This window comes from Methylobacterium hispanicum, from assembly GCF_022179285.1.
GTDB classification, from domain to species: Bacteria; Pseudomonadota; Alphaproteobacteria; order Rhizobiales; family Beijerinckiaceae; genus Methylobacterium; species Methylobacterium hispanicum.
Genome location: NZ_BPQO01000010.1, coordinates 89,637 through 116,312, shown reverse-complemented (window position 1 = coordinate 116,312; position 26,676 = coordinate 89,637). Strand labels below are relative to the sequence as shown.

Here is a 26,676-nt window from a genome sequence, read left to right as displayed (position 1 = left end):
GGGCAGAGCCCTGCCGTTGATCTCTGCCCCCGGCAGAGCCGGGGGCAGAGATCAAATCCGGGGCTGCACCCCCCGGGACCCCGCCTGCAGCGCCTTTAGGCGCCGAAAGGGACTCGTCCCTTGGGGATCCCAGGACTCGCTACGCCGCCTTCTTCGCCTTGCGGGCGATGCCGGCGAGGCTGCGCAGCACCTCGGTCGCGGTCTTCAGGCGGGCCGGGATCGTGGTGAGCTCGCGGATGAAGACCACGCTCATGTCGGGCCGCACCTTGGCGAAGGAGCCCTGCTCGGCCACCAGCGCCACCAGCCCCTGCGGGTTGGCGAAGCTCCGTTCGCGGAAGTGGACCACCACGCCCTTCGGCCCGGCCTCCACCTTCTCGACGTTGGCCGCCATGCAGAGCAGCTTGATCGTGCCGATCTTGAGGAGCTGCTCCACCTCCGGCGGCAGCGGCCCGAACCGGTCGATCAGCTCGGCCCCGAAGCTCTCCATCTCGGCGTCGTTCTCGATGGTCGCGAGCCGCCGGTAGAGGGCGAGGCGCACGCCCAGATCCTCCACGTAGGTCTCGGGGATGGTGACGGGCGCGCCCAGCGCGATGGTCGGCGACCACGCCTCCTCCGGCACGTCCTCGATGCCGGCCTTGAGCGCCATCACCGCGTCCTCCAGCATCTGCTGGTAGAGTTCGTAGCCGACCTCCTTGATGTGGCCGGACTGCGCGTCGCCCAAGAGGTTGCCGGCCCCGCGGATGTCGAGGTCGTGGCTTGCCAGCTGGAAGCCCGCGCCGAGCGTGTCGAGGCTCTGCAGCACCTTCAGGCGCTGCTCGGCCTGGGCGGTGAGCGTGCGGTTGGCCGGCGTCGTGAACAGCGCGTAGGCGCGCGCCTTCGACCGCCCGACGCGGCCCCTGAGCTGGTAGAGCTGCGAGAGGCCGAACATGTCGGCCCGGTGCACGATCAGGGTGTTGGCGGTCGGGATGTCGAGGCCCGATTCCACGATCGTGGTCGAGAGCAGCACGTCGAACTTGCCCTCGTAGAAGGCCGTCATCACGTCCTCCAGCTGCCCCGCCGCCATCTGGCCGTGGGCCACCGCGACCTTGATCTCGGGCATCTCCGCGTCGAGGAACTTCTTCACGTCCGCCAGATCCTCGATCCGAGGGACGACGTAGAAGGCCTGGCCGCCGCGGTAGCGCTCGCGCAGCAGCGCCTCGCGGATGGTCAGCGGGTCGAACGGCGTCACGAAGCTGCGCACCACCAGCCGGTCGACCGGGGGCGTGGCGATGATCGAGAGTTCGCGCACGCCCGTCATGGCGAGCTGGAGCGTGCGGGGGATCGGGGTCGCCGAGAGGGTGAGCACGTGCACGTCGGCCTGGAGCGTCTTCAGCCGCTCCTTGTGGGCCACGCCGAAATGCTGCTCCTCGTCTACGATGATCAGGCCGAGGTCCTTGAAGGCGATGTTCTTCGCGAGCACCGCGTGGGTGCCGACCACGATGTCCACCGTGCCCTGCGCCAGCCCCGCCCGGGTCTGCTTCAGCTCGCCCGCGGAGACGAAGCGCGAGAGCTGGGCCACCTGGACGGGCAGCCCTTTGAAGCGCTCGGCGAACGTCCGGTAGTGCTGGCGGGCGAGGAGCGTAGTGGGCACCACCACCGCCACCTGCTTGCCGGAGATGGCGGCCGCGAAGGCCGCGCGGAGCGCCACCTCGGTCTTGCCGAAGCCGACATCGCCGCAGACCAGCCGGTCCATCGGCCGGCCGGCGTTGAGGTCGGTGAGCACCGCGTCGATGGCGTTGGCCTGATCCTCGGTCTCGTCGTAGGGGAAGCGCGCCGCGAACTCGCCGTAGAGCCCGTCCGGCGGATGCAGGCGCGGCGCCTGCCGCACGAAGCGCTGCGCGGCGACCTTGATCAGCTCGCCCGCCATCTCGAGGATGCGGCGCTTCATCTTGGCCTTGCGGGCCTGCCACGCGCCGCCGCCGAGGCGGTCGAGCGCAACCTCCGAATCCTCCGAGCCGTAGCGGGTCAGCAGCTCGATGTTCTCGACCGGCAGCAGCAGCAGGCCGCCGGTGTACTGCAGCTCCAGGCAATCGTGCGGGGCGCCCGCCGCCGTGATGGTCTTGAGGCCGACGAAGCGGCCGATGCCGTGGTCGGCATGGACCACGAGGTCGCCGGGCTGGAGCGCCTGCACCTCCAGAATCACGTCCTGCGGCCGCTTGGCCTTGCGCTTCTGGCGCACCAGCCGGTCGCCCAGGATGTCGCCCTCGGAGACCACCGCGAGCTCGCCCGCGACGAAGCCGGCTTCCAGGCCCCAGACCGCGACCGCCGCGTCGGTGCCGCGCTTGAGCGCGTAGACATCGGTGAGCCGGGTGATCGCCACGGGCTTGCGGAAGCCGTGGTCGCTGAGCACGCCGCAGAGCCGGTCGCGCGAGCCGTCGGACCACGCGCCCAGGATCACGTGATGCCCGGATCCCTGCAGCTCGCGGATATGGGCCACCGCCGCGTCGAACACGCTCGCCGACTCGCTCTGGCGCTCGGGCGCGAAGTTGCGGCCCGCCCTGGCCCCGCAATCGATCACCGCGCGGGACGCGGATTCGGGCTCCGAGAACGGGCTGAGCTGGACGGTGCGGGCGGTGCCGACCCGCTCCTTCCACTCGTTCGGGGTGAGGTAGAGCGCGCGCGGCGGCAGCGGCTTGTAGGGCGCGACGCCCGCCTGCGGGGTCTTGAGCGCCGATTCGCGGGCCTGGAAGTAGTCCTGCACCAGGGCGATGCGCTCGGACACCGCGTCCTCGACCTGCGGGTCGAAGACGAGCGGCACGCCCGGCACGTAGTCGAACAGGGTGTCGAGCTTGTCGTAGAAGAGCGGCATCCAGTGTTCGAGGCCGCTGTAGCGGCGGCCCTCGCTCACCGTCTCGTAGAGGCGGTCGTCGCGGGTCACCGCGCCGAAGCTGGTGATGTAGCCCTGGCGGAAGCGCCGGATCGTCTCGGTGGTGAGCTGCACCTCGCTCATCGGCACGAGGTCGAGGGAGCGCAATTGCCCCACCGTACGCTGCGTCTCCGGATCGAAGGCGCGGATCGATTCCAGCGTGTCGCCGAAGAAGTCGAGGCGGATCGGGTTCGGCAGCCCCGGCGGCGAGAGGTCGAGGATGCCGCCGCGCACCGCGTACTCGCCGGTGTCGCGCACCGTCCCCGTGCGCAGGAAGCCGTTGGCCTCGACCCAGGCCACCACCTTGTCCATCGACACGACGTTGCCGATCGCCGCCGAGAAGGTCTCGACCGCGATGCGGTCGCGCGGGGGCACGCGCTGCACCAGGGCGTTGACCGTGGTGAGGAGGATGCGGGGCGCTTCTTCCGTGGAGCGCGACCGGGTGAGGCGCGAGAGCGCGGTCATGCGCTGGGCCGAGACGGCGGCGGTCGGGGAGGTGCGGTCGTAGGGCTGGCAGTCCCAGGCCGGCACGCTCATCGCCTCGATCTCGGGGGCGACGAAGCGCAGCGCGCTCGCGAAGGCCGCCGAGCGCCCGGAATCGCGCGCCACGTGGACCAGCACCGCCGGGCCCTCGTGCCCGCGCGACAGGGCGCGGGCGAGGTCGGCCACCACGAGGGCGTCGAAGCCCTCGGGCACGCCCGCCAGGACCGGGCTGTCGCCGGCCTTGAGGGCGTCGATCGCCTTGGTGAGCGGCGCGGATTTCGGCAGGGCGAAGCGCGCGACCTGCGGCTTCGGTGCGGGTGCCGGGGGCTTGGGCTGGGGTTTAGCCATCTGGATCGTGCTGTCGATTCTGTTCTTCAAGACCCGCGCCGTCTCCCTCCCCCGCAGAGGGGGAGGGAGCGCGCAGCCGGGGCCGCGCGCCGTCGTCGGTCGCGCCCGATCAGTGGATCGGCGCGTCGTGCTTGTGGAACGCCTTGAGGCGCCGGTAGACCGCGGTGTCGTAGTTCTCCGGCACCGCGCTCTCGCCGGTGAGCCAGCCGAACAGGTCGCGGTCCGGCACCTCGATCAGCGCCTCGAACGCGGTCAGCTCCTCGTCCGAGAGCGTGCCGATCTCCGCGTCGGCGAAGCGGCCCATGATCAGGTCCATCTCGCGGATGCCCCGGTGCCAGGCGCGGTAGAGGGTGCGGCGGCGGCGCGGGTCGAGATCCGCGCTGGAGCGGGTGGTGCCGGACATCGGACGATCCTGGGCAATGGTGGTCGCCCGCTCATGTAGAGTCTCCGGCCGCCAGATGCGAGCGCGACGCGTCGGCACCGGGACGGGGCAGCGCTGCGCGCCGTGCCGCCTCGCCGCGCTGTCCGAGAAAGCGCGGGTCCCCTCTCCCATAGGGAGAGGTCTGCTTTCGCAGAAAGCCGGGTGAGGGGTATGAGGTTTCAGAGTAAGACGCTGAGCTGAACGCGCGTCGACCACGTGCGCAGTCTGGGACGGCATACCCCTCACCCCAACCCTCTCCCTATGGGAGAGGGGGCGCGTCGCGTTTGTGCCGCTATGGCGTGCTGTGTCGGATCGCGAGACCGGCCCGTAAGACCGGATCGTAACACCCCCGCCCTACCCTTCCCGCTCGATGACCGACGACACGCCCGATCTGCGCCCGAGCCTGCTCGACCCGCTCTTCGCCCCGGCCCGCGGCCTGCCCGGTGTGGGCCCCAAGATGGCGCCGATGATCGAGCGGCTGCTCGGCACGCCGGAGCAGCCCGCCCGCATCGTCGATCTCTTGTTCCACCTGCCCTACGGGGGCGTGTCGCGGCAGATGAAGGGCTCGATCGCCGAGGCGCCGCCGGGCGAGCCGGTGACGCTCGGCGTCACCGTGGTGGAGCACCGCCCGCCCCAGCCCGGCGCCGGGCGGCGCCCGCACCGGGTGCTGGCCGAGGACCAGAGCGGCGACATCACCCTGGTGTTCTTCGGCATGCCCGCGCCCCGCATCGCCAAGATGCTGCCGCTGGGGAGCCACCGCTACGTCTCGGGCAAGATCGAGCTCTGGGACGGGCACCGCCAGATGGTCCACCCCGCCCGCATCATGGACGCGGAGGGCCTGGCCGCCCTCCCCCCGGTCGAGCCGATCTACGGCGCGACCGAAGGCCTGACCTCGCGGGCCATCGGCAAGCTGGCGGTGGCCGCCCTGGAGCGCCTGCCGGTCCTGCCCGAGTGGCAGGACCCCGCCTGGCTCGCCCGCAACACCTGGCCGCCCTTCGCCGAGGCGCTCTCGGCCGAGCACCGGCCGAGAGAAGCGCCCCCGAAGGCTACCGACCCGCTCCAGCCGCCACCCTCCACGCCGACCCGGCGGCGACTGGCCTACGACGAACTCCTGGCCTCGCAGCTGGCGCTGGCGCTGCTGCGCGCCCGCCAGCGCCGCAAGGCCGGCCGCGTCAACGCGGGCGACGGGCGCCTGAGCGCGGATATCGAGGCCGGCCTGCCCTTCGGGCTCACCGGGGCGCAGGCCCGCGCGGTCGCCGAGATCCGCGCGGATCTGGCCGCCGACCGGCGCATGCTGCGCCTGCTCCAGGGCGATGTCGGCTCGGGCAAGACCGCGGTGGCGCTGCTCGCCATGGCGTCGGCCGTCGAGGCCGGGCGGCAGGCCGCCCTGATGGCGCCCACCGAGATCCTGGCCCGCCAGCACTACGAGCGCCTGGCGCCCCTCGCCGGCCCCTTGCGGCTGCGCCTGATCACCGGCCGCGACCGGGCGGCCGAGCGCCGCGCCACGCTCAAGGACCTCGCGGCGGGCGAGATCGACGTGCTGGTCGGCACCCACGCGCTGTTCCAGGAGGCGGTGGTGTTCCGCGATCTCGGCCTCGCGGTGGTGGACGAGCAGCACCGCTTCGGCGTGCACCAGCGCCTCGCGCTCGGCGCCAAGGGCGAGGCGGTCGACTTCCTGGTGATGACCGCGACGCCGATCCCGCGGACCCTCGCGCTCACCTTCTTCGGCGACATGGACGTCTCGGTCCTCGACGAGAAGCCCGCGGGCCGCCAGCCGATCAAGACCGTGACGCTCTCCGTCGACCGGATCGAGGAGGTGGTGGCCGGGCTCGGGCGCGCCTTCGAGCGGGGCGAGCGCGCCTACTGGATCTGCCCGCTGGTGGCCGAATCCGAGTTCGTGGACCTCGCCGCGGCGGAAGCCCGGTTCGAGGACCTGCAGAAGTATTTCGGCGCCGCGGTCGGGCTGATCCACGGCAAGATGCCGGGCCCCGACAAGGATGCCGCCATGGCCCGCTTCCAGGCGGGCGAGACCAAGCTCCTCGTCTCCACCACGGTGGTCGAGGTGGGCGTGGACGTGCCGGAGGCCAGCATCATGGTGATCGAGCACGCCGAGCGCTTCGGGCTGGCCCAGCTCCACCAGCTGCGCGGCCGGGTCGGGCGGGGCTCGGCGGCCTCCTCCTGCCTGCTGCTCTTCCGCGGGCCGCTGGGCCAGGTCTCGCGCGCGCGCCTGGAGATGATGCGCGAGAGCGAGGACGGCTTCCGCATCGCCGAGGCGGACCTGCGCTTGCGCGGTGAGGGCGAGGTGCTGGGCACGCGCCAGTCCGGTGTGGCGGCCTTCCGGCTCGCCCGGCTGGAAAGCGACGCGAATCTGCTGGAGGCCGCCCGCGACGACGCCCGCATGATCGTGGAGCGCGATCCGGGCTTGCGGAGCGCGCGGGGCCGGGCGCTGCGGGTGCTGCTCTACCTGTTCGAGCGCGAGGCGGCGATCCGGCTGCTCGAGGCGGGCTGAGGCGAGCCGGCGTTCGCTCGCCGAACCTGAACGCCCGCGCCCCGGAAAAGCCACGCCGCGACCCTCTCGCGGCCTCGTGAACGCGGGATGAATACGCAGGGCGGAACGCTCCCTGCGACCCAGCGGTTCAGGTGGCGTTCAGATTCCGGCTTGTGCCGGAGGCGCGGCGGGGGCATTATCCCTTGCAGCGTTCAGGCTCCAACCTTAACTCGAGATGAACGGTTTCCTGAACCCATAGGGGACCGACAGCGAAAAGACGGAGGGCAAGCCGATGCTCAACGGACCGTTCCAAGGCCTCCCGGGCTCGTCCGAGGGCTGGACCGCGCACGAGGCGTGGCTCCTGCCGATCACGGACGGCGCCGCCGCCAAGGCCCCGGCCGCCGAGGCGACCGCCGACACGGTGCGCGCCGCCGCGCGCCCGCTCTTCCTCGCGGCCAACGGCCTCGCCCTGGCGCTGGCTCTGCTGCTGGCGGCCGAGACCTCGACGGGCTGGATGGGCGGCCTGCGCAACGCGCCCGTCGCCAAGGCTCCGGTCATCACCGCGAGCGCCTCTTAAGCCTCCCTTCCGCCCGGCCCCGTGTGGCCGGGCCGGACATCCGGGGCCGCGCTCCGCCGGCCGCCCGAATTCAGGCGTCCTGCCGCTCCGCCTTCGGACGCGCCTCGCCATCCCCCTGCTGCGCCGTCCGCAAGGTCGCCGCCATCGCGTGCAGCCGCCCCTGCGGGTCCTCCGGCTGGATCACGCCGGCCGACATCACCAGCTTGGCCGCGTCCTCCACGCTGATGCCGACCTCGATGATGTCCGAGCGCGGCAGGTAGAAGAAGAACCCCGTGGTCGGGTTCGGCGCGCAGGGCAGGAACACCCCGACATAGTCGTGTCCCGCGCCCTCGCCGCGCGGCAGGGCCTCCTGCACCTCGGCCGCCGCGGGCGCCGAGAGGAAGACCACCGACCACGTGCCCTTCACGGGGAACTCGACCAGCCCGACCGTGCGGAACGAGGTGCCGTTGGCCGAGAACAGGGTCTCGAAGATCTGGCGCAGGCCCCGGTAGAGCCCCGAGATCACCGGCGTGCGGGCGAGCAGCACCTCGCCGAACTCGATCACCGAGCGCCCGACGAGGTTGGCCGTGAGGAAGCCGAGCAGCGTTACCGCCAGGAAGGCGATGACGAGGCCGAGGCCGGGGATCGAGAAGGGCAGGTAGTGGTCCGGCAGGTAGCTCGCCGGCACCAGCGGCTTCACCCAGCCGTCGATCAGCGCGATGAACCACCAGGTCAGGTAGGCGGTGATGGCCAAGGGCCCCGCCACGATGATGCCGGTGAGGAAGTAGGTCCGCAGCCGCCCGCGGGCGCTCACCCGCCTGCGCGGGGCGCCGGGATCGATCTCCGGAAGCGGCGGGATGGGTGGGGCCACGGCTGCCCTTGTCCGATCGACGGCCGCCGGGGCCGACCCCCGAGAGGTAGCGGTTGCGCTTGTCCGCCTCAAGGGCGCGCGGCGGCGCCCGTGTCGGGGCGCCGCGCGGCCCAGCTCACGGCCGCCCGGCGCCGGGGGACCCGGCGCCGCGGTCGGAGGCGTGGACCTGCTGGCGGTCCACCTCGTCGCGGATGCCGCGGCCGGCCATCAGGATCTCGACCAGGAAGGCGGTCAGCGCCGCGACCGTGCAGACCAACGCCGCCCCGAAGCAGCCGAACAGCACCGAGGCGGTCGCGGCGTCCCGCAGGGCGCCCACGAACAGCGTCAGCACCGCGGCACCGGTCATCACCCCGGCGGCGCAGGCGAGCACCACCGCGAGATCGAGCACGAAGGAGCGGCGGCGCAGGAAGGCGAGCTGGCGCGAGAGGCCGCCGGCCTCGGCCGGGCCGGCGGTGCGGAGCGTGGCCGCGGCGGCATCGACCTTGTCGGCCACGCGCCCGAGCCGGGTCGAGAACACGTTGAGCAGGGTCGCCAGCGCGCTCAGCAGGAAGGCCGGGGCCAGCGCCACCTGGATGACGTGGGCGATGTCGTCGGGGGCGAGCAGGGAGGCGGTGCCGGGCAGGGACGAGCTGAACATGGGCGGGCTGATAGCTGGAACGGCCCGTGCCGGATATGGGGTCCGTCCTTGGCAAACCAGGACGAACAGGCGCTCGGAGGAAAGCGATTTTCGCCGCTGCCGCCGAAACAGACGTTCACGGTCGAGCCTTTCGGGGCACTTCCGCCCATCTGGCGCTGCCGTCGGACTGGAAGATGGTACGCAGCCGAAATTATCGTTGCACAGAAAGTATTTTCTGCGGTATCTCCGACCCGTAGGAGTCGGAATGCCGAACGTCGTTGCCCTTCCGCGCCGGGACGAGCCGGTCCAGCCGGAGCCCGACGGCTATCCTGCGCTCCGGCGCTGGGCCAGTTGCATGGCTTCCCTCGTCACGATGATCCTCGCAGGCTTCGTCGTCTTCACCGGGATCGTGCTGTCGCTCGGGCTGGTCTTCCAGGGTGCATTCCTCTGGCTCGCGCCGGGAGCAGGCTTCCTTGGCTCGCGTCCGGACGGCATCGCCGGCCTCGTTTCCTTCGGGGCGCTGCCTTGGCCGACCCGTCTCGCCTATGCGGTGACTTTCACCGCGACCCAGGTCCCGGTCCTGTTCGTGCTCTGCCACCTGCGTGCCCTGCTGCGCGATCTCGCGGCCGGCGCGGTCTTCGCGGCCGGTCACGCATCCCGCCTGCGCCGCATGGCGATCGGACTCCTGGCCTATGCCGTCGCGCCGGCCGCCGGGCAGATCCTCGTCCGTCTCGTCGGGCATGGGGTGGACCTGGCATGGTGGCGCACCTCCTCGCTCCACGCCCTCCTGCTCGCGGCGTTCCTGATCGTCCTGTCCGAACTCATCCGGGCCGGGCAGGCGATCAAGGACGACCGGGACGGGTTCGTCTGATGCCGATCGTGATGCGGCTCGACGTGATGCTCGCCCGACGCAAGCGGAAATCGAAGGATCTCGCCCGCGCCGTCGGGATCACCGAGGCGAACCTGTCGCTGCTCAAGTCCGGCAAGGTCCAGGGGGTACGCTTCGCGACGCTCGAGGCGATCTGCCGCGAACTCGACTGCCAGCCGGGAGACCTGCTCGAATACCTGCCCGACGGCGAGGACGCGCTGCGCCGAGCCGGCTGACCGTCCCGCCATCTGGCCTCGAACCCGCGCATCCGTGCCGTGGGAGCGGAGACCTATGCCCATGCCGACCCTTTCGCGTGCGCTGGTGCTGCTCTTTACCGTCGTGTCGCTCGCGGCTTGCATCCCCTCCGCCCCGAGGGTGGATCAGGTCGCCGTCGTCTGGCCGGCAGGTGCCGGCACCGCAGTGACGCTGCCGATGCAGCGCGCCTCCGGCCGCTGGCTCGTATCCGTCGGCTTCCGGCGTCCGGACGGCAGCGAGCGGCAGGCGCTCGCCTGGCTCAACATGGGTGCGCCCGCTCCGATCTTGTCGGAAGGGCTGTATCGGGAACTGGGCCTCACCGAGGGCCGTGACCTCGCGATGCGGATCGGTGCCATCGGCGTGACGGTCGGTGGACGATCCGTCATCGATGGGCCCGGGCGCATCGGCGAACAGGATCTCTTCGACCTGTTGTTCGCGCCCCGCTCCGTGGAGGCCGCGTTGCCCGCCGGGGTGCTCCGGCACTTCTTGGTCACGGTCGATCCCCGTGCTGCAACTCTGACCCTGGCGCGTCCTGGGATGCTGCGGCCACGCGGCGTGCCTGTGCCTGTCCGCGTCAATTCCGCCTCCGGCATTGCGGTGACGGACGCGCTGATCGACGGGCGGACGGTTCCGCTCGTTCTCGATATCGGTGCACCCTACACGTGGTTGCGGGGGCGCACCGTCGCGACGTGGCTCGGCCGGCACCCGGAATGGCGTCGGGCGGACGGTGCGGTCGGACGTGCCAACCTCGCGATGGCAGATCTCGGCCTCGAACCCGCTGGGACGGTGATCCGCCTGCCCCGCCTCGATCTCCCCGGATTGTCGATCCCGGATGTCGGCGCGCTCGGCACCGGGCCAGTGGGTGGCACGATCGGCGAGGCCGCGCTCGGCGAGATCTTCTGGGACGCGTGGCAGGCCGGTGTCGGTGAGCCGGTGGTCGGCTGGCTCGGCAACAACGTGCTCGATGGTGTCCGCCTGACGCTCGACTATGCTGCCGGGAAGAGCTTCTGGGAGCGGCAACGCGCGGCCAGTTCAGGCGATCTCGACGGTGTCGGCCTCACATTGGTCCGGCGCGATACGGGTTACATCGTCGCCGCCGTCGCAATTCGGGACGGCCGTCCCCTCGTCCCGGGAGTCGAAGTGGGCGACCGGCTGCTGCGGATCGACGGTCATCCGCTCGACGGGCTCACGCCCGAGGCGGTGCTCGCCGCGTTGTCAGCACGGCCAGGCGAGCAGCGCGTACTGGAACTCGACCGTGCCGGCGCTGCCGTGAGGGTCGAAGCCGAGGGTGCGAGGTTCTGATGCGAGCCGGCACCTTCCCCCTGAAAGGAAAGCCCTCGATGCCCGCGAAGCCGCCGGGGGCCGAGCCTGCGCGGCGAAGGTGCTTTCACGCAGACTGGCGACCATCCTGCAGCACTCTGCCTAGCGGAACTCACAACCCGATTCGGGAGAGGTGAACGATGCCGCAAAGCCCTGCTGGCACCGATCATGGCCGTCGCGACGGCTCTCTCGGCCTGCTCGATCGCAACTTCACCAGGCCCGGCAACGTCGCCTCAGCCGCCTCCATCATCAAGGAAGCGATTGCAGCCGGCGAGACCTTCCGGGCCCACAGCTTCGAGCTTGCCTGCGCCCGCAACGATATCGACCATCGTCTGACCAAGTCGCGTCACCCTTGGACCAACGGTCAGGTCGAGCGAATGAACCGCACGATCAAGGACGCGACGTGACCTGCTCCCCGAAGATACGACCTGGGCCGAGCCGCCAATCAGTGTCGCTGGGAGGGATCCATAGAGGTCGGGGCGTGCGCCCAATGTCCATCACAATATATCTGCGATCCGGGTGTGCGCGTGAATATTTTTTCATCTGCCAAGCCCATCGATCATATGTTGTTCCCTCGCTCTCTACAGAAATCAGAGTTGGCTTTGAGCTCAGCGGAAATTTCGTGAGGCCACACGGATGGTGGGCGCATCGGGAGCCGCACGCAGCCCGTCGAGATGCAGGTCCGGAATGAGAATGTCCCGCGCGCGCGCCAACGGCGGATCCGATGGGACCGTCGAGCGGGACGGAGCAACGCGCTGATCGGGGGAGCCACCGTGCCGGGCCTCGTCGCCGCGGCCCGTCGCCAGCGCGAACCCCTCGTCGCCCCCGATTCGACCCAGCCAAGAGGACAGGTCGACGAGATGCTCCACGATCAGGTGCAGGACCTTGCCCTGCCTCTGGACCCGACCGCGGCAGCCGAGCAATCCGGCGCGCAGCACCAGCGCCCGCTGCCGCTCGAACAAACCGGGCCAGACGATCAGGTTGGCGATGCCGGTCTCGTCCTCCAGCGTGATGAACATGACGCCCTTGGCCGAGCCCGGCTTCTGCCGGATCAGCACCAGGCCCGCGACCGCGACGCGCCCGCCGTCCCGCGTCCGCTCGAGGTCGGAGCAGCGGACGTAGCGCTCCGCGGCGAGGTCGCCGCGCAGGAAGGCCAGCGGATGGCCGCGCAGGGACAGGCTGGTGGCGCGGTAATCCTCGGCGACCTCGCGGCCCGGCGTCATCGGCCGGAGCTGCACCGGCTCCTCCGCCAGCTCCCCTTGCGTCGCACCCGCACGCGCCTCGCCCGCACGCGCCTCGGCGGCCGCGAACAGCGGCAGCGGTGCCTCGCGCAGGGCCCGGATCGCCCAGAGCGCCTCGCGCCGCGCCAGGCCGAAGGCCGGTCCGAACGCGTCGGCGGCCGCCAGACGGCGGAGTGCCGCGACCGGCACGCCGGCCCTGCGCCACGCGTCCTCGACCGAGGCGTAGGCTCCGAGGTCTCGCACCAGCACGAGGCGTGCGCCGTCGTCGTCGCGAAGGCCCCGCACCGTGCGCAGGCCGAGCCGGACCGCCATCCGGTCCGGCCGGCCGGTCGGCTCCAGGGTGCAGTCCCAGGCCGAGGCGTTCAGGCAGACCGGGCGCACCTCGACGCCGTGGTCGCGCGCGTCCCGCACCAGCTGGGCCGGGGCGTAGAAGCCCATCGGCTGCGCGTTCAGGATCGCGCAGCAGAACACGTCCGGGTGGTGGCACTTCAGCCAGGAGGAGGCGTAGGCGATCAGGGCGAAGGAGGCGGCGTGGCTCTCCGGAAAACCGTAGCTGCCGAAGCCCTCGAGCTGCTTGAAGGTGCGCTCGGCGAAATCCGCGGCGTAGCCGTTGCCGACCATGCCGGCGATCAGCTTGTCGCGGAACTTCGACACGCCGGCCGTGAACTTGAAGGTCGCCATGGCGCGTCGCAATTGGTCGGCCTCCGAGGGTGTGAAGCCCGCGGCCACGATCGCCACCTGCATCGCCTGCTCCTGGAACAGGGGCACGCCCAGCGTCTTGCCGAGCACCCGCCGCAGCGCCTCGGTCGGGTAGGTGACGGCCTCCCGCCCCTCGCGGCGGCGCAGGTACGGGTGGACCATGTCGCCCTGGATCGGGCCGGGGCGCACCACCGCCACCTCGATGACGAGGTCGTAGAAGGTCCGCGGCGCCATGCGCGGCAGCATCGCCATCTGCGCCCGGCTCTCGATCTGGAACACGCCGAGCGTGTCGGCGCGCCGGATCATCGCGTAGGTGGCCGGGTCCTCGGCCGGGATCGTCGCGAGGTCGAGCCGCAGGCCCTTGTGCGCGGCCAGGAGGTCGAAGGCGCGGCGCATGCAGCCGAGCATGCCGAGGCCGAGCACGTCGACCTTCATGAACTTCAGCGCCTCGATGTCGTCTTTGTCCCACTCGATCACCTGCCGGTCGGCCATGCTGGCGGGCTCGACCGGGACGAGTTCGTCGAGGCGGTCGTTCGTCAGCACGAAGCCGCCGGGATGCTGCGAGAGGTGGCGCGGCGTGCCGATCAGCTGCCGGGCGAGATCGAGGGTGAGGCGCAGCCGCCGGTCGGCGAGGTTGAGGTTGAGCTCGGCCGCGTGCTTCTCCTCGACCCCGTCGGCCGACCAGCCCCAGACCAGGCCGGCGAGCGCGCCGGTGACGTCCTCGGGCACGCCGAGCGCCTTGCCGACCTCGCGCACCGCGCCGCGCGCCCGGTAGCGGATCACGGTGGCGCAGAGGGCGGCGCGGTCGCGGCCGTAGGTCTCGTAGACCCACTGGATCACCTCCTCGCGCCGCTCGTGCTCGAAGTCGACGTCGATGTCGGGAGGCTCGCGCCGCTCCTCGGAGATGAAGCGCTCGAAGAGCAGGCCCTGCCGCACCGGATCGATGCTGGTGATGCCGAGCACGTAGCAGACCGCCGAGTTCGCGGCCGAGCCGCGGCCCTGGCAGAGGATGCCCCGCGAGCGGGCGAACCGCACGATGCTGTTCACGGTGAGGAAGTACGGCGCGTAGCTGAAGCGCCCGATCAGGGTGAGTTCGTGGCGCAGCTGAAGGGCGACCGCGTCGGGCAGGCCGTCCGGGTAGCGGGCGCGCGCGCCGGCCCAGGTCAGCGCCTCCAGCGTGTCCTGCGGGGTGCCGGACGGATCCTCGCGCTCGTCGGGGTACTGGTAGGTCAGCTCGTCGAGGGAGAAGCGGCAGCGCTCGGCGATCTCGAGGCTGCGCGCCACCGCGCCCGGATGGGCGGCGAACAGGCGCGCGACCTCGGCCGGGTCCTTCAGGTGCCGGTCGGCATGGGCGTCGAGGCGGAAGCCCGCGGCCTCGACGGTGCAGCCCGCTCGGATGCAGGTGACGACGTCCTGCAGGATGCGCCGCGCCTCGGCGTGGTAGAGCACGTCGCCGGTGACGACCGTCGGCACCCTGGCCGCGCCTGCCACGGCGGTCAGGGCGTCCAGCCGGGCGTGGTCGTCCTGCACGAAGCGGCGGGTGAGGCCGCAGTAGAGCCGGTCGGCGAACACGGCGCGCAGCCGGCGCAGGTCGGCCGCGACCGTCGCGCCGTCCCGGCCCTCCGTGAGGGCGACCGCGACGAGGCCGCCGCTCCGGGCGAACACGTCCGCGAGCGCGAGCGTGCAGCCGCCCTTGCCGGCCGCGCGCTTGCCGATGGTGAGCAGGCGGCAGAGCCGGGCGTAGGCCGCGCGATCGGTCGGGTAGACCAGCAGCGGCGGCCCGTCGGTCGGGTCGAGCCGGCAGCCGACGATCAGGGGCAGGCCGGTGGTGCGGGAGGCCGCGTGGGCGCGCACGATGCCGGCGAGCGAGCCGCGGTCGGTCACGGCCATCGCCCGCAGGCCGAGCAGGCGGCCGGCCGCGAACAGCTCCTCGGGCGAGGACGCGCCGCGCAGGAACGAGAAGTGGCTGGTGACCTGGAGTTCCGCGTAGGACATGGCCGGTCCCGCCGCTCAGTGCACGAGGTCGGCGGCCGGAGGTGGCCAGCTCACCCGAACACCCCCTGCAGCCACCAGCGCGGCCCCTCCGCCATCGGCGCGTCGCGGTAGATCCAGTAGCGCGCCCCGTCCTCGGTCTCGACGCGGTAGTAGTCGCGCAGGCTGGCGAGTTCGCCCTCGGCGGCCCACCACTCGCCGCGGACGCGCTCGGGGCCGTCCGCGCGCACGACGCGGTGGCGCACGCCGCGCCAGACGAACAGGGCGGGCGGCGCGTCGGGCAGGAGCGCGGTCGCCTGCACCGGCTCGGGCGGCTCGAACAGGCGGGCCGGGCGCGCGAGATCGGCGGGCCAGGAGCGGCCGTCCGCAGGCGCGAGCGGCGGGGCCCGGCGCTGGCTGCGCTCCGGCACCCGGCTCTCGACGGGCACCACCCGGAACACCCGGCGCGCCCCGGCCCGCGCCGCGAGGCGATCGACGAGCGCGGCGAGATCGACCTGCGCCGTCTCGCCGGTATCGAGGCCCTCCCCCTGCACGGCCGCCAGCGGCTCGGTCCGGCCGGCGGCCAGGCACGCCTCGTCGAGGCCGAAGCCCGGATCGACCTCCGCGAGGCGGGCGCAGAGCAGCCGGGCGAGATGCGCGGCGTCGCGCGTGGCGGACGCCGTGCCGACGCAGAGCGCGTGGACGCCGCCATCGACCCGGCGGAAGCTCAGGTCGAGGCGGCGCGCACCGAGGCCGCGGCGGGCGAGCAGTGCGACGAGATCGCCCGTCAGGTCCGTGGCCACCCGCTCCAGCGTGGCGGGTGCCGAGATCGGCTCCGGGAACGCGCGGCGCACCACGGCGGCCTCGGCCGGCATCGCCCAGGCGATCGGCTCCGGGGCGTGGCCGAGGACCTGGTCGAGCCGCTGCAGCACGGCGCGACCGACGCGCAGGCTCAGCGGTCCGCGCGGCAGCGCCGCGAGCTGGGCCACCCGCTCGATGCCGAGTTCCGCCAGCCCGGCGACGGTCTCGGGGGCGAGCCGGAGCGCGCGCACGGGCAGGCTCGCGACCGCGGCCGCCATCTGGCCCGGTCCGACCAGGGGCGAGGTCTCGCGCGGCGCGAAGCGGGCCACGGCCCAGGCCGCCCCCGGCGTGTCGGCGACGGCGAGGCGCACCGTGCAGCCGCCAGCGCGCAGGCGCGTGAGCAGGGTGCGCAGCATCGCGGCCTCGCCGCCGAACAGGTGCGCCGAGCCCGCGATCTCGACCCAGACGCCGTCCGGCGGATCGGGGGCGGTGAGCGGGGCGCACCACAGGCACCACGCGGCCAGCCGCGCGAGCGCGTCCGCATCGGCCTCCGGGGTCGCCTCGCGCACGGTGATGCCGGGCACCATCGCCTGGGCCTGCGCGACGGCCATGCCGGCGCGCAGGCCCAGCGCCTGCGCGGCCCGGCAGGCACTGGCGACGACCCGCGCTCCGCCGGCCGTGACGACGGTGACGAGCGGCTTATCCCGCGGCGGCGCGGCCTTGTCGCGCCTGCGGATGCGATCGCTCGGCCAGGTCGGCAGGTAGAGCGAGACGACCCGCCTCATCGCAGGCCTCGACGAGCCAGGAGGCCGGCTCCGACCCGAGCGCCGCGCCGCGGCAGCGCTGCAGCCCGACTCGCCAGCGCCCACGCCCGAAGCCCGCCGCGCGGCGCGATGCCGGCACCGCCTCGACCGACCAGCGGCTCGTCGCCGCGCTCGCCGTCGTACCCGCACCATCCGAGGCAGCGGGCGCGCGACGGACGAGCAGGACGGTGACGCCGCTCTCCTCGGCGCAGAGCTGGAGCCGGCGCGAGGCGGTGAGGCCCGTTCGCGCGACCTCCCCGACGACGCCGGCCAAGCCTCGGAAGCGCGCGCCTTCCTCGACCAGCGGCAGGAGCTCGGCCTCCCGGTAGGTCTCGACGTAGATGACGCGGTCGGGATGCAGGCCGACCCGGGCGAGCGCGGGTGCGAACAGGTCGCGTGCGGCCAGGCACCAGAGGATGGGCCCCTGCGTCCGCGCCAGGATGCCGGCGGCGAACAGGGTGCAGGCCGCCGCGTGGCTGATGGCCGCCTGGGCGGGTGCGACCTCGTGCAGGGCTCCGAGCTGCAACCCGCGGCCGGGCAGCAGCCTGTCGATCGCGGAGAGGCCGAAGGGCAGGTACGCGACCGGCGCGGGCGCGGTGCCCGATCCCCGTTCCAGGGTGGCGATGCGCGCGCGGAGCGTGCCGAGGACCGATCGAGGATCGCTGGACGTCATGCACGGGACACCCTCCCAATCGGTCGTTTGTTCATCTTTTGTTCTATCTGCGCCGAAGCGCGGGCCCGGCAACCCGGCCGCCGGAATCGTCCTCGTTATCCACATGTGACGAGACGCGCAGCCGCCGCACCGCAGGTTGCGCTTGACTGCGGCGGAGGGGTTCCGTGCCGAGCCTTGAGCCGACGGGCCTCGGTCGCCCGCCGACATCGTCACCACCGCACTCGACACCGCACTCGACACCGCTCTCGGACCGCCCCGGACCTCACTCCACGGTGACGGACTTCGCGAGGTTGCGGGGCTGGTCCACGTCCTTCCCCATGAAGACGGCCGTGTGGTAGGCGAGCTGCTGGATCGGCACCGCGTAGACGATCGGCGCCACCGTCGCGTCGAGCGCCGGCATGGTCACGGTGGCGAGCGTGTCGAGCCCGTGCTCGGCCGCGCCCTTGGCGTCGCCGATCAGCACGATGCGCCCGCCCCGGGCGGCCACCTCCTGCATGTTCGACACCGTCTTCTCGAAGACCGCGTCGTGGGGCGCGATCACGATCACCGGCACGCTCTCGTCGATGAGCGCGATCGGCCCGTGCTTGAGTTCGCCCGCCGCGTAACCTTCCGCGTGGATGTAGCTGATTTCCTTGAGCTTCAGGGCGCCCTCCAGCGCCATCGGGTAGCTGGTGCCGCGCCCCAGATAGAGCACGTCGCGGGCCTTCGACACCTCGCGGGCCAGGACCTCGATCTCGGCCTCGCGGGTCAGCGCCTCGGCCATCAGGCCCGGCACGGTGATCAGCGCGTCGATGAGCGCCCGCTCCCGCTCCGCCGAGAGCACGCCCCGGGCGCGGCCGGCGTGGATGGCGAGGCACAGGAGCACGGTGAGCTGGCACGAGAAGGCCTTGGTGGAGGCCACCCCGATCTCGGGTCCGGCGAGCGTCGGCAGCACGGCGGAGGATTCGCGCGCGATGGTCGAGGTCGGCACGTTGACGACGCAGAGCGTGTGCTGCCCCTGCGCCTTGGCGTAGCGCAGGGAGGCCAGCGTGTCGGCGGTCTCGCCCGATTGCGAGATGACCAGGGTCAGCCCGTCGCGCTCCAGCGGCGCCTCGCGGTAGCGCGCCTCCGAGGCGACGTCGATCTCGACGGGGAGCCGGGCCAGGGACTCGAACCAGTACCGGGCCACCAGCCCCGCGTAGTAGGCGGTGCCGCAGGCGGTGATCGAGAGCCGCGAGAGCGTGGCGAAGTCGAAGGGCAGGGGCTCGGGGAGCGCCACCCGGCCGTTGGCCAGATCGACGTAGTGGCTCAGCGTGCGGCCGACGACCTCCGGCTGCTCGTGGATCTCCTTGGCCATGAAGTGGCGGTGGTTGCCCTTGTCGATGCGGTAGGCCTGGGTGGCGATCCGCTGGCGCTGGCGCTCGACCACCGTCCCGGCGGCGTCGCGGATCTCGGCGCCCTCACGCGTCAGGATCGCCCAGTCGCCCTCCTCCAGATAGGTGAGCGCGTCCGTGAAGGGGGCGAGCGCCAGCGCGTCGGAGCCGAGATAGGTCTCGCCCTCGCCGTAGCCGATGGCGAGCGGCGCGCCGTGGCGGGCGCCGATCAGCAAGCCGTCCTCGCCCGCGAAGACGAAGCCCAGCGCGAAGGCGCCGCGCAGGCGGGGGAGCGCCGCGGCCACCGCCTCGACGGGTCCCTGCCCCCGGTCCATGTTGCGGCTCACCAGCTGCGCCACGACCTCGGTGTCGGTCTCGGTCTCGAAGCGGACGCCGTCGGCCTCGAGCTCCTGCTTCAGCTCGCGAAAGTTCTCGATGATGCCGTTGTGGACGACGGCGAGCCGCGCGGTGGCGTGCGGGTGGGCGTTGGTCTCGTTCGGGCGCCCGTGCGTGGCCCAGCGGGTGTGGCCGATGCCGGTGGCGCCGGGCAGCGGGCGCTCGACCAGCCGGGCCTGCAGGTTGACGAGCTTGCCCTCCGCGCGCCGCCGGTCGAGCCGCCCGTCCGCGACGGTGGCGAGGCCGGCCGAGTCGTAGCCGCGGTACTCGAGCCGCCGCAGCGCCTCGACCATCTGGTCGGCGACCGCGTCGCGCCCGACGATACCCACGATGCCGCACATGCTGCGCGCCCTCAAAACACGTTGCCGCCGCGCGCGGGGCGCGGCCTGATCCGGATCGGGACTGCCGGACCTGAAGGCCCGGTATCCGCTGCACGGCCGTGCTTGTACCGGATCGGGACCGCCGGGGGCCAGCCCTGCCCGCGTCGCGGCTGCGATGCGCTCACTCCCCCTCTGCGGGTAGGGCGCTCGCCTATGCCAAGCGCCCCCCGAGACGAATAGAGCGTGGGTCCCCTCTCCTGTAGGGAGAGGGACAGGGTGAGGGGTATGAGGCTGCCGGAGAATGCACAGTGCTGAACGCGCGTCGATGGCGGGCTCAGTCCTGTGAGGTCATACCCCTCACCCCAACCCTCTCCCTATGGGAGAGGGGGGGCGGTGCGGTTCAGGCGCGATCCGAGGCAGGAGAGGCCCCCCATGTGCGATCGCCCTGCCTCTGCGCGGGAGAGAGAGCACGTTGCCGATCTGCGTGTTCGCAACTTCGGCAGGCGCTTGAGATCGCCGGTTCAGAATACTGATAAACCTACGCTTTCTTCACCTCGCCCTTCTTCGCCAGCAGCGCCGCGCGCTTCGCCTCCGCCCAGCCCGGCTTCGTCGCCTGCCGGCCGCGCGCGACCGCCAGCGCCCCCTCCGGCACGGCGTCGGTGATCACCGAGCCGGAGGCCACGTAGGCGCCCGCCCCCACCGTCACGGGCGCGACCAGCGCCGAGTTCGAGCCGATGAAGGCGCCCGCGCCGATCGTGGTGCGGTGCTTGGAGACGCCGTCGTAGTTGCAGGTGATGGTGCCGGCGCCGATGTTGGCCCGCGCGCCGATCTCGGCGTCGCCCAGATAGGTGAGGTGGGCGGCCTTGGCGCCGGGGCCGAGGCGGGCGTTCTTCAGCTCCACGAAGTTGCCGATCGCGGAGCCCGCCTCCAGCACCGCCCCGCCGCGCAGGCGGACGAAGGGCCCGATGCTGACGGAGGCTTCCAGCCGCACGTCCTTCAGATGCGCGAAGGCGTGGACCACGCAGCCGTCCGCGACCACGACCCCGGTGTCGAACACGACATGAGGCTCCACCACAACGTCGCGACCCAACACCGTGTCGTAGCTCAGGAAAACGGTGTCCGGCGCGATGAGCGTCGCGCCCCCCAGCATCGCCGCGCGGCGCAGGCGCGCCTGGATCACGGCCTCGGCCTCGGCGAGCTGCACGCGGTCGTTGACGCCCTGCGCCTCGGCCTCGGCCACCGGCACCATCGCGACGTCGAGCCCGTCGGCCACCGCCAGCGCCACCGCGTCCGGCAGGTAGTACTCGCCCGCCGCGTTGTCGTTGCGGATGCGCGTGAGGAGCCCGAGCGCGTGCTCGCCCGAGAGCGCCATCAGCCCGGCATTGCACAGCCGCACGGCAAGCTCGGCCGCGCTCGCGTCCTTCTGCTCGCGGATCGCCAAGACGCGGCCGTCCGGGCGCCCGCCCTCGGTGAGCACCCGGCCGTAGCCCGTCGGGTCGTCGCTCTCGAAGGCGAGCACCGCGACCGCGGCGCCCGCGGCCAGCGGCGCGCGCAGCCGCGCCAGGGTGGCGCCGGTGATCAGCGGCGTGTCGCCGAAGGCCACCACCACGTCGTCGCCCTCCTCCAGCGCCGCGCGGGCGGCGAGCACCGCGTGGGCGGTGCCCAGGCGCTCGGCCTGGCCGAAGACCCGGGCGCCCGGCGCCTGCCGCCCGATCTCGGCGGTGACATCCTGCCGGCCGGGCTCGGCCACCACGGCGATCCGGTCGGCGCCGGCCTCTTGCGCGGCGGCGAGCACGTGGCCGAGCATGCTCCGGCCGGCGATCCGGTGCAGCACCTTCGGCAGGTCGGAGCGCATCCGCGTGCCCTTGCCGGCCGCCAGCACGATCGCCGTCAGGCTGCGCCGGGTCTGCTCGCTCATCCGCTCGTCCTCAGGGCTTTGTCAGAATCGGGACACGGATGGCGGCTTCGCGGTCTGCGCGCAAGGGCAGGGCGGCGCGGGCCGGGCGGCGGATGGGCTCGACGCTCCTCCCTTCCCCGCAGAGGGGGGAGGGAGGACGCGGGAGTGACCGCCCGAGATGTCCGAGCGCGCCCGTTCCGCGAGAGGGCGCGGCTCCGGAGCGATGGGTCCGCGCCGCATCCTTAAGGGCCGGTTCAGCGCGGGGCGTGCTAGTGAGGTGCCCAAACCTCCCGTTCCCTACCGACAAGGCGCCCGATCCTGCCGACCGACACAGCCTCCCTCGCCGCCCCGACCCGCCGCGCGGTGCTGGCCGCGGGCCTCGCCGCGGGAGCCGCGCTCGGGTCTCGCCCGGCCCGGGCCGCCGAGCCGCCGCCGCTGCCCGGCCCCGGCGCGCCCTTCGACCGCGAGGCCCTGGTCGCCCATGCCCGCGAGCGGGCGCGCGGTCCCTACGTCGCGCCGCGCACCGACGACCTGCCGGCCGCCGCGCGCGAGCTCGGCCGCGACGCCTACGCGGCGATCCGCACCGCGCCCGGCCGCGCGGTCTGGGAGGGCGAGGATCCCGGCTGGACCCTGGAACCCCTGCCCCGCGGCTCGATCTTCACCCACCCGGTCCAGCTCTTCCTGGTGGAGGGCGGGCAGGTCCGCCCCCTGCCCTACGACCGCTCGCGCTTCCAGGCGGAGGGGCTCGCCCTGCCGGACCTCGCCCCGGAGGCGGGCCATTCGGGCCTGCGCCTGCGGGCGCGGATCGCGGGCGGCGACCCGGCCGAGATCGGGGTGTTCCAGGGCGCCTCGTTCTTCCGGCTCTGCGCCCCCGGCCAGGCGCTCGGCGTCACCGCGCGCTCGCTGACGCTGCGCCCGGCCGACGCGCGCGGCGAGGAGTTCCCGCTGTTCCGCGCGCTCTACGCCGAGCGGCCGGAGGCGGGCGGGCCGCTGGTGCTGCACGCGCTGGTCGAGTCCGAGTCGGCGGTCGCGGCGCTCAGCTTCCGCATCGCCCCGGAAGCGCGCGCCACGATCTGCGACGTCGAGGCGGCGATCTTCGCCCGCCAGCCGCTCGACCATGTCGGCCTCGGCGGCTGCCAGGCGAGCTACCTGTTCGGCCCCCTCGACCGGCGCAGCGTGGACGACGCCCGCTCGGCCGTGCACGCCACCGACGGGCTCGCCATCGCCAACGGTTCCGGCGAGCAGATCTGGCGCCCGGTGCACAACCCGGACGCCCTGCAGATCTCCGCCTTCGTGGACGCGAACCCCCGCGGCTTCGGCCTGATGCAGCGGGCCCGCGCCTTCCGCGACTACGAGGACGACGTGCAGCACTGGGAGAGCCGCCCCTCCCTCTGGCTGGAGCCGCAGGGCGACTGGGGGCAGGGCAGCGTCGTGCTCCTCGAGATCCCGAGCGATTCGGAGGCCAACGAGAACGTGCTGGCCTACTGGCGGCCGAAGGAGACCCTCCCCAAGGACGGCGCGTTGCGCGTCGCCTACCGCCAGCACTGGGGCTGGGACCGGCCCGCGCCGCCGCCGCTCGCCCGCGTCGCGGCGAGCCGGGGCGGGCGCGGCAGCGCGGGCTCGCGCCGCCTGTTCCTGGTCGATTTCGCCGGGGAGGCGCTCGCCGGGGCGGGCGGGCTCGACCTCGCGCTCTCGGCCGCCCCCGGCACGATCACCCGGCAGCAGCTCCTGCCCGATCCGGGGGCCGAGACGCCGGGGACCAGGGCCCGCGTCGCCTTCGAGCTCGATCCCGGCAGCGAGCGGGCGAGCGAGCTGCGCCTGCAGCTCCGGCGGGGCGACCGGCCGGTGAGCGAGACCTGGCTCTACCGTTGGACGCCGTAGGGCGCGCTCTGCCTCCCCTCAGGCCGAGATGCGGCGGCGCCCCTCGCCCACCGCGAACAGGGGCGGGTTGCCGCCGTCCTCCACCGGCGCGACGGTGAGGTTCTCGGGCAGGATCGGGCCGGTCAGGCGCAGGAACTCGCCCGACGCCGCGATGTCGAGGTTGGCCGCCTTGGTGCGCGCCTCGAGCCGTGCCAGCGTGTTCATGGCCGGCCCCAGCACCGTGTACTCGGCCCGCACGCCGTCGTCGAAGATGCCGACGAGGAGTTCGCCCGCGTGCAGCGCCACGGCGACCCGCAGCGGGAAGCGGCCCGCCTGCGCCCGCGCCCGGTTGAGCGCCGCGACCCGCGTCCGGACGGCGCGCGCGCAGGCGAGCGCCCCGCGGGCCTGATCCTCGGGCTCGCCCATCACGAACTGGGCCAGCACCGCGTCGCCCACGTACTTGTCGACGAGGCCGCCGTGCTCGGCGACCGTCCCCTGCGCGAGCGCCCGGAAGGCCAGCAGCGCCTCCACCATGGTCTCGGGCGGGTGCTCGGCGCTGAGCCGCGAGAAGCCCCTTATGTCGAGGACCATCAGGCAGGCGTGGCGGCGGCGCACGCTGCCGAGGCCGCCCTCGCGGGCGAGGTCCTCGGCGACGTCCTCGGGCACGAAACGGGCGAGCAGCGTGCGCTCGTGCTCCAGGCGCAGGGCCTCGGCCACCGCCCCGCGCAGGCGCGAGATCCCGTCGATCACCACGAGGCTCGCCGCCGTGAAGGTGAGGAGCGCCGGCACCTGCTCGGAGAGATCGACATGGGGCCCGAGCATGCCGGTCGGGTGCGCGGCCGCCATCAGCAGCGCGATCCCCCAGGCGCTCGCCACGATGCCGGCGTAGAGCGCCGTGTGCCAGACCCGCACGCTGAGCGCCGTCTGCAGCAGCAGCAGGAAGGCGGGCAGGCGGCTCACCGCGTCGGCCGCGCCCGCGGAATCAGCGCCCGCCAGCAGGTGCTCGACGATGACGTAGACGGCGAGCCCCGCGTTGAGCAGCGTGCCGGCCCAGGCGTAGCTGTCGGCCCGACGCCCGCCGCCCCGCTCGGCCAGCGCGAACCAGACGGAACTCCCCGCGTAGAGCACGAGGATGACCCAGTGGCTGAGCTGGTGCAGCGAGCCGTCATAGGCCTGCGCCGCCATCAGCAGCACGAGCACGATGACGACCCGCAGGGCGAGGAGGCGCCCGCCGTTGGCGGCCTGCATCAGCCGCCGGGCGGCGCGGGCGTGCTGCGCGCCGCGCATCGGCCGCCTACTCGGCTCGGGTGAGGCGGCGGGCCGCGCCGAAGCGGTTGAGGAAGCGCGGCTCCTTCTCGGGCGCGACCCGCACGGCCAGATGCAGCGTGCCGCCCTCCTCCATGCGCCGGTCGAGCACCTCGGCGTTCTCGTAGAGCCAGTTGAGCGCGGCTCCGTCCTCGGGCGGCAGCACCACCGCGAAGGTCGAGCGGGAACGCGCGATCCGGGCCTCGATCCGGCTGGTCAGCGCGGAGAGCCCCTCCCCGGTGACCGCCGAGACCAGCACGGGCGCCGCGCTGTCGCGGTCGTTGCGCTGGGTCGTGTTGCCCTTGCGGCTGAGGTTGAGCAGGCGGGTGCGCTCGTCCGCGTCGAGGAGGTCGGCCTTGTTCCAGACCTCGATGACCCGGTCCGCCGCGTCCTCGATGCCGAGCTCGCGCAGCACCTGACCCACATCCTCGGCCTGGGCCTCCGTGTCGCCGTGCGAGACGTCGCGCACGTGCAGCAGGATGTCAGCCTCGATCACGTCCTCCAGCGTCGCCCGGAAGGCGGCGATCAGCGAGGTCGGCAGGTCGGAGATGAAGCCCACCGTGTCGGAGAGGATCACGGTCTCGCCGTGCGGCAGCTTGGTGGCGCGCGCGGTCGGGTCGAGGGTGGCGAAGAGCATGTCCTGCGCCACCACCTGCGCCTTGGTGAGCGCGTTGAACAGCGTCGACTTGCCGGCGTTCGTGTAGCCGACCAGCGCCACGATCGGGTAGGGCACGCGCGCCCGGCTCTGCCGGTGCAGGCCGCGGGTGCGGGTGACCGCGTCGAGGTCGCGCTCGATCCGGGTCATGCGCTCCTGGATCATGCGCCGATCGGCCTCGATCTGGGTCTCGCCGGGGCCGCCCAGGAAGCCGAAGCCGCCGCGCTGGCGCTCGAGGTGGGTCCAGGACCGCACGAGGCGCGAGCGTTGGTAGGCGAGGTGCGCGTGCTCGACCTGAAGCGTGCCCTCGCGGGTGGAGGCGCGGCGCCCGAAGATCTCCAGGATCAGGCCGGTGCGGTCGATGACCTTGGCGCCCCACGCCTTCTCGAGGTTGCGCTGCTGCACCGGCGAGAGGGCGCAATCCATCACCACGAGGCCGATCTCGCGGGCGCGCACGAGGCCGGCGATCTCCTCGACCCGGCCCTTGCCCAGATAGGTCGAGGGCCGGATGCGCGGCAGCGTCACGGGCATCGCCTCGACCACGTCGAGCTCGATCGCGGCGGCGAGCCCCGCGGCCTCCTCGATCCGGGCCTGGACCGAGCGGGCCGGGGCCGGGGCGCCGCCCGCGGGCCGCGTCAGGTAGGGGCCGACCACGAGGGTGTGGGTCGCGGCGGCGATCTCGCCCTCGGGCGCGGCCATCGCCTGCAGCCTCGCCTCGCCGCTCGATATCAGGTCCGTCATTCCGTCTCCGTCGCCCCCTCGCCTATCTGGGGAGGACGCTCCCGCTTTGCAGCGGGGCGGGGGACGGAAATCGTCGGGGCGGGGCGGGTTCGGAGGCCGGATCCGCCGGGGAGGGGCTCAGAGGCGATGCCCCTCGCGGATGAGGCGGAGCCCTTTCCCGGACGCCTGGAACGGAGTGGAAGGTGATCCGGGATCCAGCGAGGAAAGTGCCGCGAAGCGGCTCGAACTTCATACGTCGCTGGAGGATTCGGACGCTTCGCGATGTCCTGATGCTGGGTCCCGGATCACCCTCCGCTGGCGCTCCGGGCGTCCGGGGAAGCGGTGCGGATCATCTGGAGCCGGACCGCTTGCCGCACGCTCCCTCCCCCGCTGAGGCGAACCGCATTCACACAATAGCTTGTGCCGCGCACCCCGTCATTCCGGGGCGCCGAAGGCGAACCCGGAATGACAGCGTGGATATCGGAAATCGGTCCGCCGAGGAGATGTGCGAGCACGATAGCCCGCAGAGGGGGGAGGGAGGACGCGGCGGCTTCCGCCCCCTGATCTGAACGCCCTCACGCCTTCTCGGGCGCGGTCTCGTCGGGCTCGAAGAGCTGCACGGGATGGCCCGGCATGATCGTGGAGATCGCGTGCTTGTAGACGAGCTGCGAGTGCCCGTCGCGCCGCAGCAGGACGCAGAAGTTGTCGAACCACGTCACCACGCCCTGCAGCTTGACGCCGTTGACGAGGAAGATGGTCAACGGAATCTTGTTCTTGCGGACGTGGTTGAGGAAGGTGTCCTGAAGGTTCTGTGCGCGTTCGGCCGCCATTTTTTTATCCTTTGTTGTCCTG

Annotated in this window: 18 protein-coding genes and 1 pseudogene; 7 read left to right on the top strand and 12 right to left on the bottom strand. The window is 72.7% G+C overall.

The features are described from left to right. Nucleotides 1-139: 139 nt before the first annotated feature. Together mfd and MFF56_RS13585 are read right to left on the bottom strand one after the other, a co-directional pair. A complete protein-coding gene (mfd, locus tag MFF56_RS13590; RefSeq protein ID WP_238230146.1) occupies nt 140-3,736 on the bottom strand; it encodes a transcription-repair coupling factor in 3,597 nt (1,198 codons plus the stop codon). 109 nt (nt 3,737-3,845) lie between these two features. After that, nucleotides 3,846-4,139, bottom strand: a complete 294-nt coding sequence (locus tag MFF56_RS13585) for an FAD assembly factor SdhE (RefSeq protein ID WP_066921853.1) — start codon at nt 4,137-4,139, stop codon at nt 3,846-3,848. Between the two features lie 388 nt (nt 4,140-4,527). On the opposite strand from MFF56_RS13585, the gene recG reads away from it, so the two are divergent. Further along, nucleotides 4,528-6,666, top strand: coding sequence for an ATP-dependent DNA helicase RecG (recG, locus tag MFF56_RS13580; RefSeq protein WP_238230128.1), 2,139 nt, complete (start codon nt 4,528-4,530; stop codon nt 6,664-6,666). A 271-nt stretch (nt 6,667-6,937) separates the two neighbouring features. Then, nucleotides 6,938-7,222, top strand: coding sequence for a hypothetical protein (locus MFF56_RS13575; protein WP_066924837.1), 285 nt, complete (start codon nt 6,938-6,940; stop codon nt 7,220-7,222). Nucleotides 7,223-7,292: 70 nt separating this feature from the next. Here MFF56_RS13575 and MFF56_RS13570 read toward each other — a convergent pair whose 3' ends face one another. Continuing rightward, a complete protein-coding gene (locus MFF56_RS13570) occupies nt 7,293-8,072 on the bottom strand; it encodes a DUF502 domain-containing protein (protein WP_238230127.1) in 780 nt (259 codons plus the stop codon). A gap of 115 nt (nt 8,073-8,187) precedes the next feature. Further along, nucleotides 8,188-8,709 carry a DUF2721 domain-containing protein gene (locus tag MFF56_RS13565; protein ID WP_238230126.1) on the bottom strand — a complete coding sequence of 174 codons (522 nt, stop codon included), beginning with the start codon at nt 8,707-8,709 and terminating at the stop codon, nt 8,188-8,190. Nucleotides 8,710-8,953: 244 nt separating this feature from the next. Between MFF56_RS13565 and MFF56_RS13560 the strand changes: the two genes are divergently transcribed. The 4 genes and pseudogenes from MFF56_RS13560 to MFF56_RS13545 all read left to right on the top strand — a co-directional run. Next, nucleotides 8,954-9,559, top strand: coding sequence for a DUF2975 domain-containing protein (locus tag MFF56_RS13560; RefSeq protein WP_066921282.1), 606 nt, complete (start codon nt 8,954-8,956; stop codon nt 9,557-9,559). Then, nucleotides 9,559-9,792, top strand: coding sequence for a helix-turn-helix domain-containing protein (locus tag MFF56_RS13555; protein WP_066921280.1), 234 nt, complete (start codon nt 9,559-9,561; stop codon nt 9,790-9,792). Before MFF56_RS13560 ends, MFF56_RS13555 begins: the two co-directional genes overlap by 1 nt. A 61-nt stretch (nt 9,793-9,853) precedes the next feature. Further along, a complete protein-coding gene (locus tag MFF56_RS13550; RefSeq protein ID WP_238230125.1) occupies nt 9,854-11,113 on the top strand; it encodes a PDZ domain-containing protein in 1,260 nt (419 codons plus the stop codon). A 329-nt stretch (nt 11,114-11,442) separates the two neighbouring features. Beyond that, a pseudogene (locus tag MFF56_RS13545) lies at nt 11,443-11,535 on the top strand (integrase core domain-containing protein); the annotation flags it as partial. Nucleotides 11,536-11,739: 204 nt separating this feature from the next. Here the strand turns inward: MFF56_RS13545 and MFF56_RS13540 are convergent. The 5 genes from MFF56_RS13540 to glmU all read right to left on the bottom strand — a co-directional run bounded on the left by MFF56_RS13540 (nt 11,740) and on the right by glmU (nt 21,305). After that, entirely contained in the window at nt 11,740-15,066 is a 3,327-nt protein-coding gene (locus MFF56_RS13540; RefSeq protein WP_066926950.1) for an error-prone DNA polymerase, read from the bottom strand. A gap of 50 nt (nt 15,067-15,116) precedes the next feature. Further along, a complete protein-coding gene (locus MFF56_RS13535) occupies nt 15,117-16,628 on the bottom strand; it encodes a DUF6504 family protein (protein ID WP_082773331.1) in 1,512 nt (503 codons plus the stop codon). After that, a complete protein-coding gene (locus MFF56_RS13530; protein ID WP_066926948.1) occupies nt 16,543-17,319 on the bottom strand; it encodes an ImuA family protein in 777 nt (258 codons plus the stop codon). Before MFF56_RS13530 ends, MFF56_RS13535 begins: the two co-directional genes overlap by 86 nt. A gap of 262 nt (nt 17,320-17,581) precedes the next feature. After that, complete coding sequence (glmS, locus tag MFF56_RS13525) at nt 17,582-19,408, bottom strand: glutamine--fructose-6-phosphate transaminase (isomerizing) (protein ID WP_238230124.1); 1,827 nt, start codon at nt 19,406-19,408, stop codon at nt 17,582-17,584. 517 nt (nt 19,409-19,925) lie between these two features. Then, nucleotides 19,926-21,305 (bottom strand): bifunctional UDP-N-acetylglucosamine diphosphorylase/glucosamine-1-phosphate N-acetyltransferase GlmU, encoded by a 1,380-nt coding sequence (gene glmU, locus MFF56_RS13520; RefSeq protein WP_066927103.1) that lies wholly within the window; start codon nt 21,303-21,305, stop codon nt 19,926-19,928. Nucleotides 21,306-21,647: 342 nt separating this feature from the next. On the opposite strand from glmU, the gene MFF56_RS13515 reads away from it, so the two are divergent. After that, nucleotides 21,648-23,165 (top strand): OpgD/OpgG family glucan biosynthesis protein, encoded by a 1,518-nt coding sequence (locus tag MFF56_RS13515; RefSeq protein ID WP_238230123.1) that lies wholly within the window; start codon nt 21,648-21,650, stop codon nt 23,163-23,165. Between the two features lie 18 nt (nt 23,166-23,183). Here MFF56_RS13515 and MFF56_RS13510 read toward each other — a convergent pair whose 3' ends face one another. The 3 genes from MFF56_RS13510 to hfq all read right to left on the bottom strand — a co-directional run bounded on the left by MFF56_RS13510 (nt 23,184) and on the right by hfq (nt 26,654). Then, nucleotides 23,184-24,431, bottom strand: a complete 1,248-nt coding sequence (locus MFF56_RS13510; RefSeq protein ID WP_066927101.1) for an adenylate/guanylate cyclase domain-containing protein — start codon at nt 24,429-24,431, stop codon at nt 23,184-23,186. A gap of 7 nt (nt 24,432-24,438) precedes the next feature. Further along, nucleotides 24,439-25,845: a GTPase HflX gene (gene hflX, locus MFF56_RS13505; RefSeq protein WP_238230122.1), complete on the bottom strand. Its 1,407-nt coding sequence runs from the start codon at nt 25,843-25,845 to the stop codon at nt 24,439-24,441. A 554-nt stretch (nt 25,846-26,399) separates the two neighbouring features. Further along, nucleotides 26,400-26,654 (bottom strand): RNA chaperone Hfq, encoded by a 255-nt coding sequence (hfq, locus tag MFF56_RS13500; protein ID WP_066925253.1) that lies wholly within the window; start codon nt 26,652-26,654, stop codon nt 26,400-26,402. Nucleotides 26,655-26,676: the final 22 nt, after the last annotated feature.